Source organism: Kribbella monticola (assembly GCF_003261635.1).
GTDB lineage: Bacteria > Actinomycetota > Actinomycetes > Propionibacteriales > Kribbellaceae > Kribbella > Kribbella monticola.
In genome coordinates, this window is record NZ_QFXK01000035.1 from 24,007 (window position 1) to 37,606 (window position 13,600).

Genomic DNA, 13,600 nt, shown 5'->3' on the forward strand with positions numbered 1-13,600 from the left:
ACAGATGGCGGACGACTCTGCGCCCGGGCCCGGGCACTTCCTGCCCGGCGGCACGGGTGATGCCTCGGGCGAGGCCGGGACCGGCCCTTCGCAGCCGATCGGCCGGCCGCCGCTGAGCCTGGGGAAGGCCCGGCCCATCCAGAGCGAGGTGGACCCGTCGCTGAAGAAGGCGTTGCCGCCGCGGACGGAGTACAGCGGCACGGAGTACGGCGGGCCGCCGCCGGCGCCGTTGCCGGGGGCACCCGTCGCGCCGCTGCAGGGCGGTCGCCAGCCTGGTGGCGCACGCCGGACCGGGTGGCACTCGCCTTCGACGCGCGCCGCTTCGCAGTTCGCCGCCGGCCATACCGAGGTGAAGCCGCCGCGCCGGATGTCGAAGCCTGCGATCGCAGGTCTCGGCGTGCTGCTGCTGGCGCTGCTGGTGGGCGGTGGCATCACGAGCCTCAAGCTGGCCAACTCCTACGACGGGTCCGTGCAGAGCCCACTGGCCAAGCCATCGGTGCATGAATCGCAGGAGCCGCTGCCGGCCCCGCCCCAGGCGACGGTGACTGTCACGGTCAAGCCGGTGCCGGACGACGTACGGGTCAAGCAGAACAAGCTCTATACGGTCGGCAAGGTGCCGTCGGTCAGGTGCACCGAGCCGGCCATCAAGTTGACCGGCCAGTCGGCGATCTTGCGCTACTACCAGGCGCTGCTGCCCTGCTTGAACAACGCGTGGGCACCGCTGGTCCGGAAGGCGGGGTACCCGTTCCGCGCGCCGCGGCTGACGCTGCTGAGCAAGCAGACCTCCTCCACCTGTACGGGCGAGACGACCAGCGCCTACTACTGCCCTGCCGACGAGACGATCAACATGGACTGGCAGGAGGACCTCAAGACGTACCGGCGGAATCCGCTCGGCGCGCGGACCTGGATGATGAACACGCTCGTCCACGAGTACGGGCACCACGTGCAGTACCTCACCAACATCTCCATCTCCTCGCAGTCGCGCGAGGGCTGGGCCAAGACACAGGCCGCGAAGCTGGAGGAGAGCCGGCGCCTCGAACTGCAGGCGACCTGTCTCGGTGCCGCGTTCCTGGGCGCTAACAAGGAGTCCCTCGGCTTCTCCGGCGCGAAGCTGGACGCCTGGCGGTCCGCGATCCAGCACAGCGGCGACGAGTACAACCCGAAGAAGCTCCGCGACCACGGCGCCCGCAAGAATCAGTGGCCGTGGGCCGGTCCCGCCTTCAGCACCGCCAACCCTGCGTCCTGCAACACCTACACGGCCGCGGCTGCCCGGGTGTCATGACGCTTCGACCGGCCTACCTGCTCGGCGTACTGGTGCTGCTCGCCGCCGGAGCCGGGATCGCCCTGCAAGGCGATCCGGCTCCCGCCGCGAATCCGGCTTCGGTGGCGGCTTCGGTGCAGGTCAGCCAGGCACCACGTAGTACGAAGCCTTCGGCGCCGACCGCTGACGCCAGCACCGAGTGGCTGGACAACGAGGCTGCTCTGATGGACAACGCGCTCTACAAAGCAGGCAGGATGCCGAAGAGCGGCTGCCGGCCGCCAAGCGACCGGTTGCGTTCGAGTGCGGTGGTGATCGCGTACGCGCGGGTGATGGTGGGCTGCCTCAACCGGAGCTGGAAGCAGCTGCTGACCCGCGCGGACTTCTCCTTCTACCCGCCGGATTTCGCCGCCTACAAGGACAAGACGTCGTCTCCGTGCGGGCCGGCGGACGACGGCGCGGTCGCCTTCTACTGCCCGGAGAACCACAAGATCTATCTCGACTGGCCGGAGTACGTCACGAAGCGCCGCGACGAGCAGCCTTACGCGCAGACAGCGCTGATGGACGTGATGGCGCACGAGTACGGCCACCATGTCCAGGAACTCGTCGGGATCGGGGCCTTCGCTGACGACCGGTACGAGCGGGCGTCCGGTGACGCGCAGCTGGAGGAGAGCAGGCGGACAGAACTGCAGGCGAGTTGCTTCGGCGCCGCCTTCCTAGGGGCCGACAAGCAATCTCTGCAGCTTGTCGGTGAGCGCCTCGAGGGACTGCAGGACGACATGTCCACCGGTGACGAGTCAGGCGGCGCGCGAGACCACGGATCCGAGGAGAACAACCAGTACTGGACCAGCTCCGCCTTCGACTCCGCGAGCCCGGCGTCCTGCAATACCTGGAAAGCGTCGGCGGAGTACGTCTCCTAGAGCGCGAGTTTGAAACCCTCGTGGCTATTGGTGAAACCGAGGCGGTCGATGTAGAAGCGGTGCGCGTCGGTGCGGGTCTTGTCCGAGGTGAGCTGGATCATCGCGCAGCCGCGGCCGCGGGCTTCCTCGATCGACCACTCCATCAAGGTGGTGCCTAGGCCTGTACCGCGCGCTGACGCGGCGACCCGGACCGCTTCGACCAGCGCCCGGGTCGCGCCCTGGCGGGACAGCCCCGGGATGATCGTCAACTGGAGGGTGCCGATCACCTCCTTGTTGCGATCGGCAACGACCAGCAGCTGGTTCGGATCGCCGTCGATGGCCTCGAAGGCCCGCTGGTATGGCGTGAGGTCGCCGGGCGTCTCCCTGGTCGCTCCGAGGGGATCGTCGGCGAGCATCCCGATGATCGCGGGGACGTCGTCGAGGGTGGCGCGGCGGATCACGACATCGGTCATCCGGTCATCATCTCAAGGTGCCTCGAAGTCTCGGTGCGGCCGGGTGCGCTTGCGCCGCAGTACCGGCTGGTCGTCACTGTTCTTGCCTTAAGCAATCACATTGCGTTACTGAATGAGGTTTGCGGGCGGTTCGTGCGGGCACGGGTGACTCAGACACCACTGCAATCCGCCCGTAGCCGGAGTCGCGCGGATGCATGCGTGCGGGGCGGGTGCGGGCCAATCCGGAGAGGAAGGCCGATGTCCGCACTGGCAATCGACTTCACGCAACCGTTCGAAGATGCCTTCAGCAAGCTTCTCGGGTTCATCCCGAACCTGCTCGGCGGCCTCGTCATCCTGGTCGTCGGCTACATCGTCGCCAAGGTGCTCGGCAAGCTGGTCGGGAAACTGCTCGGCAAGGTCGGGTTCGACCAATGGATGGAACGCGCCGGTGTGTCCGGCGTCCTGCAGCGGTCCGGCACCGGGCTGACCGCGTCGGCGATGCTGGGCAAGGTCGTGTTCTGGTTCGTGTTCCTGATCAGCTTCACGATGTTCGCCTCCGCGCTCGGCGTACCGGAGATCTCGAACTTCATGAGCGACATGCTCGGCTACATCCCGCGCATCTTCGCCGCGATCGTGATCGTCTGCCTGGCGGCGCTGTTCGCGAACTTCCTGGCCGCGATCATCCGCGGGGCGACCGGGAACGAGACGCTCGCCAAGGTCGGGCGGTACGCGATTCTCGTGTACGCGGCCTTCGCGGCGCTCACGCAGCTCGGCATCGCGGTCCAGCTGACCGGCAACACGCTGCTGATCGTGCTCGGTGGTGCGGCCCTGGCGCTCGGACTCGCTTTCGGCCTCGGGGGCCGCGAGCTGGCCGGCCAGGCACTGCAGACGCTGTTCGAGCGTGGTTCGGCGATGAAGGCGGCTGCTCCGGCGAACGGCACCGCGGACCAGGGCTATGTCCCCAACCACGGCGGCTACGACCCGAACCAGCGACAGGGCGGCTACGACGCTGATTACTCGAACGGTCAGGGGACCGCGGAAGCGCCGTACCCGGCAGCGCACGGTTCGCAGCAGACCGGTAGCTGGTCGAACGGCACCAGCGGTTCGAACGGCAACTGGACCGGCGGCGAGAACCGGTAGACCCCTCGGGCCGGAAGGGGCCACCTCCCACTCGCCGGCCTGAGGAGACCGGCGGGCTCGGTCGGATCGGACCGAGCCCGCCTCACCGAGCGGTTCGTAGTACAGACCATGAGCCTGTACTACGAACCGCCGGCCGCTGCCTGTACTACGAACCGTCGGCCGCTGTGCTGCTGCCTGGACTCGAATCGTTGGCCACTGCGGTGTCGCCGGGTGCTGCGGGCCAGGCCGCTGCTGTGCGGTCGGTTAGCTTTCGGTTGTATCCGGGTCCTGCGTGGCGGTCGAGTCGGGGCCGGCGCGGCGGACGTCCTCGACCTTGGCCATCGCGTCGCGGAGTTCGGCCAGCCAGCTCTCGCTGTGCTGCGCGACCAGCTTCACGCACCAGCCGAGAGCGTCGCTGCGGGAGCGCGCGACGCCGGCGTCCACGAGCGTGTCCAGCACCTGCCGCTCCGGCTGCCGCAGTCGCGTCATCACCGGCGCGGACAGCGACGTGAAGACCGTGCGGGTGCCGCCGGCCTGGACGCCCCAGGCGACCTTCTTGCGGGTCGCGTGCTCGAGTTCGCGGGCGATCTCGATCCGCTTCTCCCGGGTGTCCTCCCGGAACTGCTTGATCCGGCCCTCCTCGGCGGCGGACCGCGCGGCCGCGCTGACCTCGCCGTCCTGCTGCGGAGCCGGGATCGTGCCGACCACGAGGATCTCGTCGCGGTCGATACTCACCTCTGGTTCACCCTCGAACCAGGCCGAGGGAAGCCGGCCGGTCAGCCAACCCCTCACTCGCTCACCCTCATGCTGTGTATTCATGTAATCATGATTACATAGCAGTCAAGCGACGATTTCGACCGGTTTCGAAGGGCTGGTCCAGACCGGAATCGTCGACGACGGTAGTCGCCATGACTTCGCTCGCAGCCACCACGTTCGGCGCGGCCCTGCTCGCCGCCGCGCTCGCCCCGTCCACCGTCCTCAGCGCGCAGGCAGCGACAACCGCTAGCGCGCAGGCAGCGACGACCGCAGTACCGGGTCTGCACCGGGTTGCCGCCGCCTCCGCTGTCGGCTCGCCGGCCACTGCGCGGGTGACCGCCGAATGCGCCCCAGGTGAATCGATCACCGGAGTTGGCGGCGAGGTGTCCGGCGGGCGCGGCCAGGCCGGCCTGTCGACGTACACGGACATCGAGCGCGAATGGGGCAGCGTCAGTGCCGACGAAGACGCCGACGGTACTGCGAATGCGTGGTCCGTCACGGCGTATGCGATCTGCTCGGGTGCTGGGCACCGCGACTCGGTGAACGCCTTCAGCGCATCGAACTCCGCCGCGGAGAAGGCGGTCACGGTCAGCTGCCCGGCCGGAACCTTCACGACGGGCGCAGCAGCCAGTACGTCGGACGGCGGCCGGCTGGTGCTGGACGACGCGATCCCGAGCGCCGACCTGACCAAGGTGACCGTCGACGTCTTCGAGTCGCAGGCCGGCCGCGCCGACGACTGGAGCGCGATCGCCAGCGCCCGCTGCGGCGACGCCCTGCCCGGTCTCGAGCGAGTGGCCGCGACATCGCCCACCGACTCGGCCACCGACAAATCCGTGACCGCCACCTGCCCCGCAGGCAAGAAGGTCGTCGGCACCGGCCACGAACTCACCAACGCCAAAGGCCAGGTCCTCCTCGACGACGTAGTCCCGTCGGAAGACCTCACCTCAGTCCGAGCCGAAGCCTTCGAAGACCAGGACGGCACCACAGCCGCTTGGTCCCTCACCGCCTACGCCGTCTGCGCCACCACCTGATTCCGCGCACACAAAGGCCTCGCAAGCTCATACCTTGCGAGGCCAGTGCAATTTCTACCAGCCGAACTCGTGCCACCAGCCGAGCAACACGCCAACAGAACAAGACTTTGATGCCGCGGAGACCCTGGGCGGATTCACAATGGCTGGATGAGGAAGGTGGCCGTCCGCCGCTTCAAGTGGCGGTTCCGGTTCCAGTGGGCCGGCGTGGTGTGTTTGACGCTCGCAGTGCTCGCGGGTACCTACGCGGCGTACGAGGCACGCGAGACCTATCTGCTGAGGCATCGCGGTGAGACGGCGAGCGCGACAGTCGTCGGAGACCATGCCGGCTGGGACCACACTGGGATCACACTCGAGTTCGTCACCTCGTCCGGTAATCGAGTGCGTGGTGTGACGACGCGCTATCAGTCAGCCGAGGTCGGCGACCGGTTCCCGGTGCTCTACGACCCGGCGAAGCCGTCAGGGCGTCTGCAGCTCTACGGCACCGACTACAGCTGGGTAGGGCTGGCGACAGGTGGAGCGATCGCGTTCCTGCTCCTCGCTGGATTTGTGTTCTTCCGTGAAGAGCAGCTGGAGGAAACAGATTTCCTCCAGCCGTTCTGAGGTGTGCTGCTTCGCGAGGCTGTGTGCGGCCGGAATCCCTTGTGGATAAGGGGTTCTGGGATCAGAAATTGTCGGTGGGTGGGGCTAGGGTTTGGGGTATGGAACTCCAGGTGCTTCGGCCTCCGTGGGCGATGAGTGGCGATGATGCGGTCGCTGCTCTCGACGCGTTGCATGCCGAGTTCGCGCGCCTGGAGACCTATCGACTCGGCGTACTGGCCCGTTTGGAGGAGACCGGCCGGACCAAGGAGATCAGTGGTGAAAGCACCGTCCGGTTCGTGTCCGCGCGGTACCGGCTCAATCAGCCCCAAGTTCAACGGGATCTGAATCTGGCTGCCGCCTTGTCGAAGTACCCGGCCGTCAGCGCCGCGCTGCCCGATCCGTTTGCTCCGCCTGGCGATGACGCGATGGTGCAGTACGCGGATGCCGCTGAGCAAGGGGCCGACGAAACAGGCGAGGAGCTGCTGCCGGTGCTGTTGCACGTCGGGCAGGCCGAGGCGATCGTGTCTGCGCTCGAGGCGGTCCCTACCGCCAACGTTACGGTGGAAGAGCTGCTGGTTGCCGAACGGCAGTTGGTCGAGGCCGCTCGGCATCTGCGGCCTGGGGAGCTGACGAAGTTCGGCCGGCAGGTTCGCGATGTTCTGGACACCGACGGACCTGAGCCGGCCGAAGAAGCGGCCGCCCGGCGCGAGGCGCTGCGCCTGACCAACGCCGATCGGGGCGTCAAGTTCTCCGGCTTCCTGGCCAATGACAATGCCGAGCTCTTCCGCACCCTCGTCGAAGCCGCCGCCAAGCCCCACAAGGTCGACGGGCAACTCGATCCCCGATCGCGCGAGAAGCGGCAGGCCGATGCCCTTGCGCAGATTCTGACCGCAGCAGCCGACACCGGCGACCTTCCCGGCCGAGGCGGTGTCAAACCGCACGTCACCGTCACCATCGACTATGCGGACCTTGTTGGCGGAGCGCGCAATGCAACCGGCGAGCTCCAATTCGGGGACGGCTTGGCCGCCTCCGCTGTACGCCGACTGGCCTGCGATGCCGGGATCATCCCGGTCGTTCTCGGCTCGGAGTCCGAGCCCCTCGACGTCGGCCGCGAACACCGATTTGTCACGAAGGCTCTCCGCCACGCACTCAACCGCCGCGACAAAGGATGTGTTGTCTGCGGCGCGGCGCCCCGCTACTGCCACGCCCACCACATCGTCCACTGGGCCGACGGCGGCACCACCAGCCTCGAAAACCTCGCGTTGCTGTGCAGCGCCCACCACCTCGCAGTCCATGCGGGCCGCTTCACCGTCACCATCACCAACGGCAAAGTCCAAGTCACCCGCCCCCATTGGACCGACCCACCCCGAAGAAGCCCCGCTGTCCTCATCCGAGAGGCCATAGCCGTTGGCGAGGAGTTCACAGCCCCCGACGGCGGCACCGCCCTGTGCCCGGTCCGCGCCTTCCCGCTGGTAGAAGACCCACCACCCTTCACCGCAGACACCACCCCCGACTTCAACCCGTGGGCCTCAGCCAACCTCGACACCGGCTAACCACCCGGCTCCACCCAGGAGCCCCAATCGCGCCACCAGCATCCTCCGCCCGCCCCGGCACCGCGCGTCGAGCGACTGCGACCTCGACATCCCGGTCCTCGCCGCCGACGCCCGCCTCCCGCCGCCGCGAGACGGACCCAAGCGCGCCCACCTGCGCCCCTCCCGCCGCCGCGAGACGGACCCAAGCGCGCCCACCAGCATTTCCCTCCCGCCGCGGCGAGACGGACCCAAGCGCGCCCACCTGGGCCCGCACCGCGCCGCCGCGAGACGGGCCCAAGCGCGCCCACCTGCGCCCCTCCCGCCGCCGCGAGACGGACCCAAGCGCGCCCACCTGGGCCCGCACCGCGCCGCCGCGAGACGGGCCCAAGTGCGCCCACCAGCATTTCCCTCCCGCCGCGGCGAGACGGACCCAAGCGCGCCCACCTGGGCCCGCACCGCGCCGCCGCGAGACGGACCCAAGTGCGCCCAGGTGCGTCCATCGGCGGCCGGCGAGCTTGGCGCTTCCACTGGCGGCATCGCTGGCGGACAAGGGCCCTCTGGCGAGGACTATTTCGGTCGGCTCGTCCTGCCGTGCTGCCGTCCTGCGGAGCTGAGTAGCTGGCGCTCGGCGAGTCGGAGGCTGGCGGGTGGAGGGTGGAGGGTGTTCTCGTGCTGGCGGTGCTGGCGGTGCTGGCGGTGCTGGCGGTGCTGGCGGGCTGAGCGGTTGCCTGGCGGCGGTGTTGGCGGGAGCGGAGTTGTTCGCGTGGCGGTGATGCTTGCGCGCGAAGCAGGCTGGCCTGCCGGTGGCGGCGATGCTGGCAACCGGAGCTGTTGCGTGGCGGCGGTGTTGGCGGGCGTGGAGTTGTTCCCGTGGCGGTGATGCTCGCGCGCACAGCAGGCTGGCCCGCCGGTGGCGGCGGTGCTGGCGGGCTGAGCGGTTGCCTGGCGGCGGTGTTGGCGGGTGGAGTTGTTTCCCGTGGCGGTGATGCTCGCGCGCAAAGCAGGCTGGCCCGCCGGTGGCGGCGATGCTGGCAACCGGAGCTGTTGCCTGGGGGGCGGTGTTGGCGGGGGCGGGGTTGTTCCCATGGCGGCGATGCTCGCGCGCAGCAGCTGGGCCGCCGGTGGTGGCGTGCTTTGGTGGCCTCGTCCTGCGGACCTGAAGTGACGGCGACTCGATGGCTTGGTGGGTCGGTGGGTCCGCGGGGTGGGGCGGTGGGTGGTCGGGTGTCTTGGGTGGGGTGGACGGCCAGGCCATCAGTGGTGGGCTGCGTTGGTGGTCGGTGCGCTTGGGAGGCGGGGTGGTGGTGCTTGTTGGGCCGGTACTGATGGGCTGGCGGTCCGCCCCTTACGTGTCGCGGAGAGGGGGTTGGCCTCCGGGGCTTGGTAGATGGGAAGGTTGGTGGGTGAGTCCTTTGGCGTTGGGTGAACTGGTGGCGGCGGACTGGGCTGAGGCGTTGGCGCCGGTTGAGGGGGTGGTCGCGCGGATGGGGGAGTTCCTGCGGGCGGAGATCGCCGCGGGGCGGCCGTATCTGCCGGCGGGGGAGAACGTGTTGCGGGCGTTCAAGCAGCCGTTGGACGAGGTGAAGGTGCTCGTGGTCGGCCAGGATCCCTATCCGACGCCGGGGCATCCGGTTGGGTTGAGTTTTTCGGTAGCGCCTGATGTGCGGCCGATTCCGCGGAGTCTGGCGAACATCTACAAAGAGCTGATGGCCGACGTCGGCGTACCGGCGCCGTCCAACGGGGATCTGACGCCGTGGGCCGAGCAGGGCGTGCTGATGCTGAACAGAGTGCTGACAGTGCAGCCGGGGAAGTCCGGTTCGCATCGGGGTAAGGGCTGGGAAGCCGTTACAGAGCAGGCGATTCACGCGTTGGTGAAGCGTGGCGGGCCGCTGGTGGCGATCCTGTGGGGGCGGGACGCGCAGACGCTGAAGCCGATGCTCGGCAGTACGCCGTACGTCGAGAGCGCGCACCCGAGTCCGATGTCGGCCGATCGCGGGTTCTTCGGCTCCCGCCCGTTCAGCCGAGTCAACGCCCTCCTGATCGAACAAGGCGGCACCCCAGTCGACTGGCGCCTGCCGTAACCAAACCGACGAGGTTGTGAGAACACAACCGTTGGTTGGGCGCGCTACCCGGTGGGCGGCTGGTCAGCGCCTGCTTGGGTCAGGTGCTGGCTGGGTGGTCGCCCGCCGTTCCGGTAGGTGAATCGGCGCTGGTTCAGAAGACCGCGTTGGTTGCGGTGCGCTCGGCGTGCTGCCCCGGGGCGCGCTCAATTGTGACTTACCGATCGATTGACAGGGTCTGGATATCTCCGTACGGTCTCGGGTTAATAGGAAAGTTTCCTAACAGTTCGAGGGCGAGGAGGGCAGGGGATGGCGGGTACCCCGGGGACTCCTCGGTTCTTGCGGGCGATGAATGATCGGGCCGCGCTCGACCTGTTGCTCACGCAGGGGCCGTTGTCGCGGACGACGCTGGGCAACCTCAGTGGGCTGTCGAAGCCGACCGCCTCGCAGTTGCTGGCACGCCTGGAGAGTGCGGGCCTGGTTCGCGCTCGCGGTACGAGCGCCGGTCGGCCCGGGCCGAATGCGCAGCTCTACGAGATCAACGGTGACATCGCGTACGTCGCCGGCCTGGACGTCACCCCGACGAGGTTCCGCGCAGCCGTCGCTGATCTGACCGGCAAGGTCGTCGGCACCTTCGAGTTGCCGACGCCTGGACGCAGCGCCAGCGGCACCGTGGAGCGCGTCATGAAGACGATCGACGGCGCCCTCGGTGAAGCGGGCATAGGCCGCGATCGCCTGAAGCGCGTGTCGATCGGCACGCCCGGTGGTTTCGACCCCACGACCGGCCGCCTCCGCTATGCCACCCACCTCCCCGGCTGGCACGCGCCGCACCTGCTCGACGAGCTCGCCGAAGCCATCGCCGTACCGCTCGAAGTCGAGAACGACGTCAACCTCGCAGCAGTGGCCGAGCGCCAGGTCGGCCATGCCCGCGACAGCGACAACTTCGTGCTGCTCTGGGGCGATGAGGGCATCGGTGCCGCGATCGTGATCGGCGGCCGCCTGCTCCGCGGCGCCACCGGTGGGGCGGGCGAGGTCGCCTTCCTGCCTTTGCCCGGTACGCCGCTGGTCCGCAACGTCGGCCGCAACAACGCCGGCGGATTTCAGGAACTCGCTGGTGGCGAACCGGTCCTCGAGCTGGCCCGCTCGCTCGGCCTCCGAGCCCGTACGCCGGAAGCCGCGATCGGCGTCTCGCTGCAGACTCCGGGCGCCGGCGACGCCGTACTCAACGAGTTCGCGCATCGCCTCGCCGTCGGTCTGGCCGCCATCGTCGCCGTGGTCGATCCCGAGCTCATCGTGCTCTCCGGTGGCGTCATCACGGCCGGCGGCGAGCGGTTGCGCGGACTGGTCGAAGAGGAGCTCGCCGAACTCGCCGTACCGCGGCCGCGTCTGCTGATGACCGCTATCCAGACCGATCCTGTCCTCGCCGGGGCGTTGCAGTCGGCCCTGAGTTTCGCCCGCGACGCAGTCTTCGACACTGCCGGCACCACGAGCGGGGGCAGTAGCGACTAGCTAGACCACCAGCCGAAACCACTGCACGGACAGGGAAGTCGCCCTGCGCCGGTGGATCCGCACACCCTCATGTACGCCAGATCAGGAGAAACGGAATGCCCCGAGTTCACAGAGCAGTCCTCGCCGCCGCGGCGATCGCATTGCTCGGTACCGCCTGCACCGGTACGTCGACCGCGCCGGCGGCCAGCGACGACGCGACCAAGGACACCACGATCACCTTCTGGCACGGCTGGAGCGCGCCGAGCGAGGTGGCCGCCATCGACGCCAATGTGAAGGCTTTCGAGGCCAAGTTCCCCAATATCAAGGTGAAGGTCGTCGGCAACATCAACGACGACAAGATCAAGCAGGCGTTGCGCGCGGGCGGCCCGAACTCGCCCGACGTCGTGTCGTCGTTCACCACCGACAACGTCGGCACGTTCTGCGCGTCGCACGTCTTCGCGGACCTGAAGCCCTTCCTGGACAAGTCCGGTGTCGATCTCGACAAGAATTTCCCGAAGCCGCTGCAGGACTACACCCAGTTCCAGGGCACGCGCTGCACACTGCCGCTGCTGAACGACGCGTACGGCCTGTACTACAACAAGGATGCGTTCAAGGCGGCCGGGATCACCAGCCCGCCGAAGACGATGTCGGAGTTCGACGCGGCGGCCAAGAAGCTGACCAAGGCCAAGGGCGACAGCTTCTCCCAGCTCGGGTTCATGCCGAACTTCCACGGCTTCGAGTCCACCACCACGCATTTCGCGGCGCAGTGGAACCCGACGTACTTCACCGCCGAGGGCAAGTCGAACCTGGCCGCCGACCCAGCGTTCGCGAACATGCTGAAGTGGCAGAGCAACCTGGTCAAGGAACTCGGTGGCTTCGCCAAGCTGGAGAAGTACCGCGCGACGTTCGGTGACGAGTTCGGTGCCAAGAACCCGTTCCACACCGGCCAGGTCGCGATGGCGATCGACGGCGAGTGGCGGCTCGGGATGGCCAAGGAAGCCGGTGTGAAGTTCACCATGGGGGTCGCGCCGTTCCCGGTCCCGGACGACCAGGCCGACAGCTACGGCAAGGGCTACCTTTCCGGCACGATCATCGGGATCGCCAACACCAGCCAGAAGCAGAACGCCGCCTGGGAGCTGGTGAAGTTCATGACCACCGACACCGACGCCGTGGTCAGCTTCGCCAACGCGATCCACAACGTCCCCTCCACCCTCGACGCGCTGAAGTCGCCGAAGCTGACTGCGGACGAGAACTTCAAGACCTTCCTCGAGATCGCCCAGCACCCGAAGAGCAGCACCACGCCGGCCAGCCCGAACGGTGGCGCCTACCAGCTGACCCTGCAGGACTTCGCCTACGCCTTCGAGGCCGGTAAGCAGACCGACCTCGCGGCCGGCCTGGCCCGGACCGACGCGCAGGTCGACAAGGACATCGCGCAGGCCAAGTGATGACTGCCACCACGATCGCACCCGCCCGCAGGCCCGCGCTCAGCGAGGGCCTGCGCAGGAAGCGCCGCCAGGAACGGCTGCGCAACCTCGCCTTCCTGTCCCCGTGGCTGATCGGGGTCAGCGTCTTCTTCCTCTATCCGCTCGTCTCGACCGTCTACTTCAGCTTCATGAAGTACGACGGGTTCACGGCGCCGACCTGGGTCGGGCTGAAGAACTGGACCTACGTCTTCACCGACTACCCGTTCTTCTGGCCCGCATTGCGCAACACCTTGTGGCTGGTCATCGTCATGGTGACGCTGCGGGTCCTGTTCGGTCTGGGCATCGGCCTGCTGATCACCAAGGTGAAGACCGGCGCCGGGTTCTTCCGGACCGCCTTCTACCTGCCGTACCTCGCGCCGCCGGTGGCCGCGACGATGGCGTTCGCGTTCCTGCTCAACCCGGGGACCGGGCCGGTGAACAACATTCTCGGCTCGCTCGGGCTGCCGCAGCCGGGCTGGTTCAACGACCCGCACTGGTCGAAGCCGGCGCTGACTCTCCTTGCTCTGTGGGGAATCGGCGACCTGATGGTGATCTTCATGGCGTCGCTGCTCGACGTACCGCTGGAGCAGTACGAGGCGGCCTCGCTCGACGGCGCCGGCTGGTGGCAGCGGTTCAAGTTCGTCACGATGCCGAACATCCAGCCGATCGTGTTGTTCGCCGTGATCACCGGCGTGATCCAGACCATGCAGTACTACACCCAGCCACTCGTCGCCGGGAAGGTCGCGAGCGGGGTGATCGGTGGCTCAGGGCAACAATTCGAGCCCGGGTATCCGGAGAAGTCGACGCTGACCCTGCCGCAACTCGTTTACCACTTGGGTTTCCAGCGGTTCGACACCGGTGGTGCCTGTGTGATCGCGCTGGTGCTGTTCGGACTGGCGATGGTGTTCACGGCGTTCCTGATGCGCCGCGGCAGTGGCTTCCTGGCCACGGACGACTAGGGAC

At 68.0% G+C, this 13,600-nt stretch carries 12 protein-coding genes; 10 read left to right on the top strand and 2 right to left on the bottom strand.

All coding sequences use genetic code 11. The features are described 5' to 3' along the window. Nucleotides 1-4 precede the first annotated feature (4 nt). On the top strand, nucleotides 5-1,282 hold the full coding sequence (locus DIZ26_RS26145; protein WP_112246150.1) for a neutral zinc metallopeptidase: 1,278 nt from the start codon (nucleotides 5-7) through the stop codon (nucleotides 1,280-1,282). Continuing rightward, nucleotides 1,279-2,178, top strand: a complete 900-nt coding sequence (locus DIZ26_RS26150) for a neutral zinc metallopeptidase (RefSeq protein ID WP_112246152.1) — start codon at nucleotides 1,279-1,281, stop codon at nucleotides 2,176-2,178. The genes DIZ26_RS26145 and DIZ26_RS26150 overlap by 4 nt, the downstream gene beginning before the upstream one ends. Here DIZ26_RS26150 and DIZ26_RS26155 read toward each other — a convergent pair. Next, on the bottom strand, nucleotides 2,175-2,630 hold the full coding sequence (locus DIZ26_RS26155) for a GNAT family N-acetyltransferase (RefSeq protein WP_112246154.1): 456 nt from the start codon (nucleotides 2,628-2,630) through the stop codon (nucleotides 2,175-2,177). The two genes, DIZ26_RS26150 and DIZ26_RS26155, sit on opposite strands and share 4 nt — an antisense overlap. Nucleotides 2,631-2,867: 237 nt before the next feature. Between DIZ26_RS26155 and DIZ26_RS26160 the strand changes: the two genes are divergently transcribed. Further along, the gene (locus DIZ26_RS26160) at nucleotides 2,868-3,749 is read left to right on the top strand and encodes a mechanosensitive ion channel family protein (RefSeq protein ID WP_112246156.1); all 882 of its coding nucleotides are present in this window, start codon (nucleotides 2,868-2,870) and stop codon (nucleotides 3,747-3,749) included. A gap of 243 nt (nucleotides 3,750-3,992) precedes the next feature. Here DIZ26_RS26160 and DIZ26_RS26165 read toward each other — a convergent pair whose 3' ends face one another. Beyond that, nucleotides 3,993-4,463 carry a hypothetical protein gene (locus DIZ26_RS26165; protein ID WP_232828608.1) on the bottom strand — a complete coding sequence of 157 codons (471 nt, stop codon included), beginning with the start codon at nucleotides 4,461-4,463 and terminating at the stop codon, nucleotides 3,993-3,995. A 173-nt stretch (nucleotides 4,464-4,636) separates the two neighbouring features. Between DIZ26_RS26165 and DIZ26_RS26175 the strand changes: the two genes are divergently transcribed. From DIZ26_RS26175 to DIZ26_RS26205, 7 genes are all read left to right on the top strand, one after another. Then, the gene (locus tag DIZ26_RS26175) at nucleotides 4,637-5,515 is read left to right on the top strand and encodes a hypothetical protein (protein WP_157979820.1); all 879 of its coding nucleotides are present in this window, start codon (nucleotides 4,637-4,639) and stop codon (nucleotides 5,513-5,515) included. Between the two features lie 147 nt (nucleotides 5,516-5,662). Beyond that, a complete protein-coding gene (locus tag DIZ26_RS26180; protein WP_112246164.1) occupies nucleotides 5,663-6,115 on the top strand; it encodes a DUF3592 domain-containing protein in 453 nt (150 codons plus the stop codon). 98 nt (nucleotides 6,116-6,213) lie between these two features. Next, nucleotides 6,214-7,647: an HNH endonuclease gene (locus DIZ26_RS26185; RefSeq protein ID WP_157979821.1), complete on the top strand. Its 1,434-nt coding sequence runs from the start codon at nucleotides 6,214-6,216 to the stop codon at nucleotides 7,645-7,647. Between the two features lie 1,382 nt (nucleotides 7,648-9,029). Next, nucleotides 9,030-9,707 (top strand): uracil-DNA glycosylase, encoded by a 678-nt coding sequence (locus DIZ26_RS26190; RefSeq protein WP_112246166.1) that lies wholly within the window; start codon nucleotides 9,030-9,032, stop codon nucleotides 9,705-9,707. 288 nt (nucleotides 9,708-9,995) lie between these two features. Then, nucleotides 9,996-11,195 carry an ROK family transcriptional regulator gene (locus DIZ26_RS26195; protein WP_112246168.1) on the top strand — a complete coding sequence of 400 codons (1,200 nt, stop codon included), beginning with the start codon at nucleotides 9,996-9,998 and terminating at the stop codon, nucleotides 11,193-11,195. A 95-nt stretch (nucleotides 11,196-11,290) separates the two neighbouring features. Further along, complete coding sequence (locus DIZ26_RS26200) at nucleotides 11,291-12,619, top strand: extracellular solute-binding protein (RefSeq protein WP_112246170.1); 1,329 nt, start codon at nucleotides 11,291-11,293, stop codon at nucleotides 12,617-12,619. Then, nucleotides 12,619-13,596 carry a carbohydrate ABC transporter permease gene (locus DIZ26_RS26205; RefSeq protein ID WP_112246172.1) on the top strand — a complete coding sequence of 326 codons (978 nt, stop codon included), beginning with the start codon at nucleotides 12,619-12,621 and terminating at the stop codon, nucleotides 13,594-13,596. The genes DIZ26_RS26200 and DIZ26_RS26205 overlap by 1 nt, the downstream gene beginning before the upstream one ends. Nucleotides 13,597-13,600 lie beyond the last annotated feature (4 nt).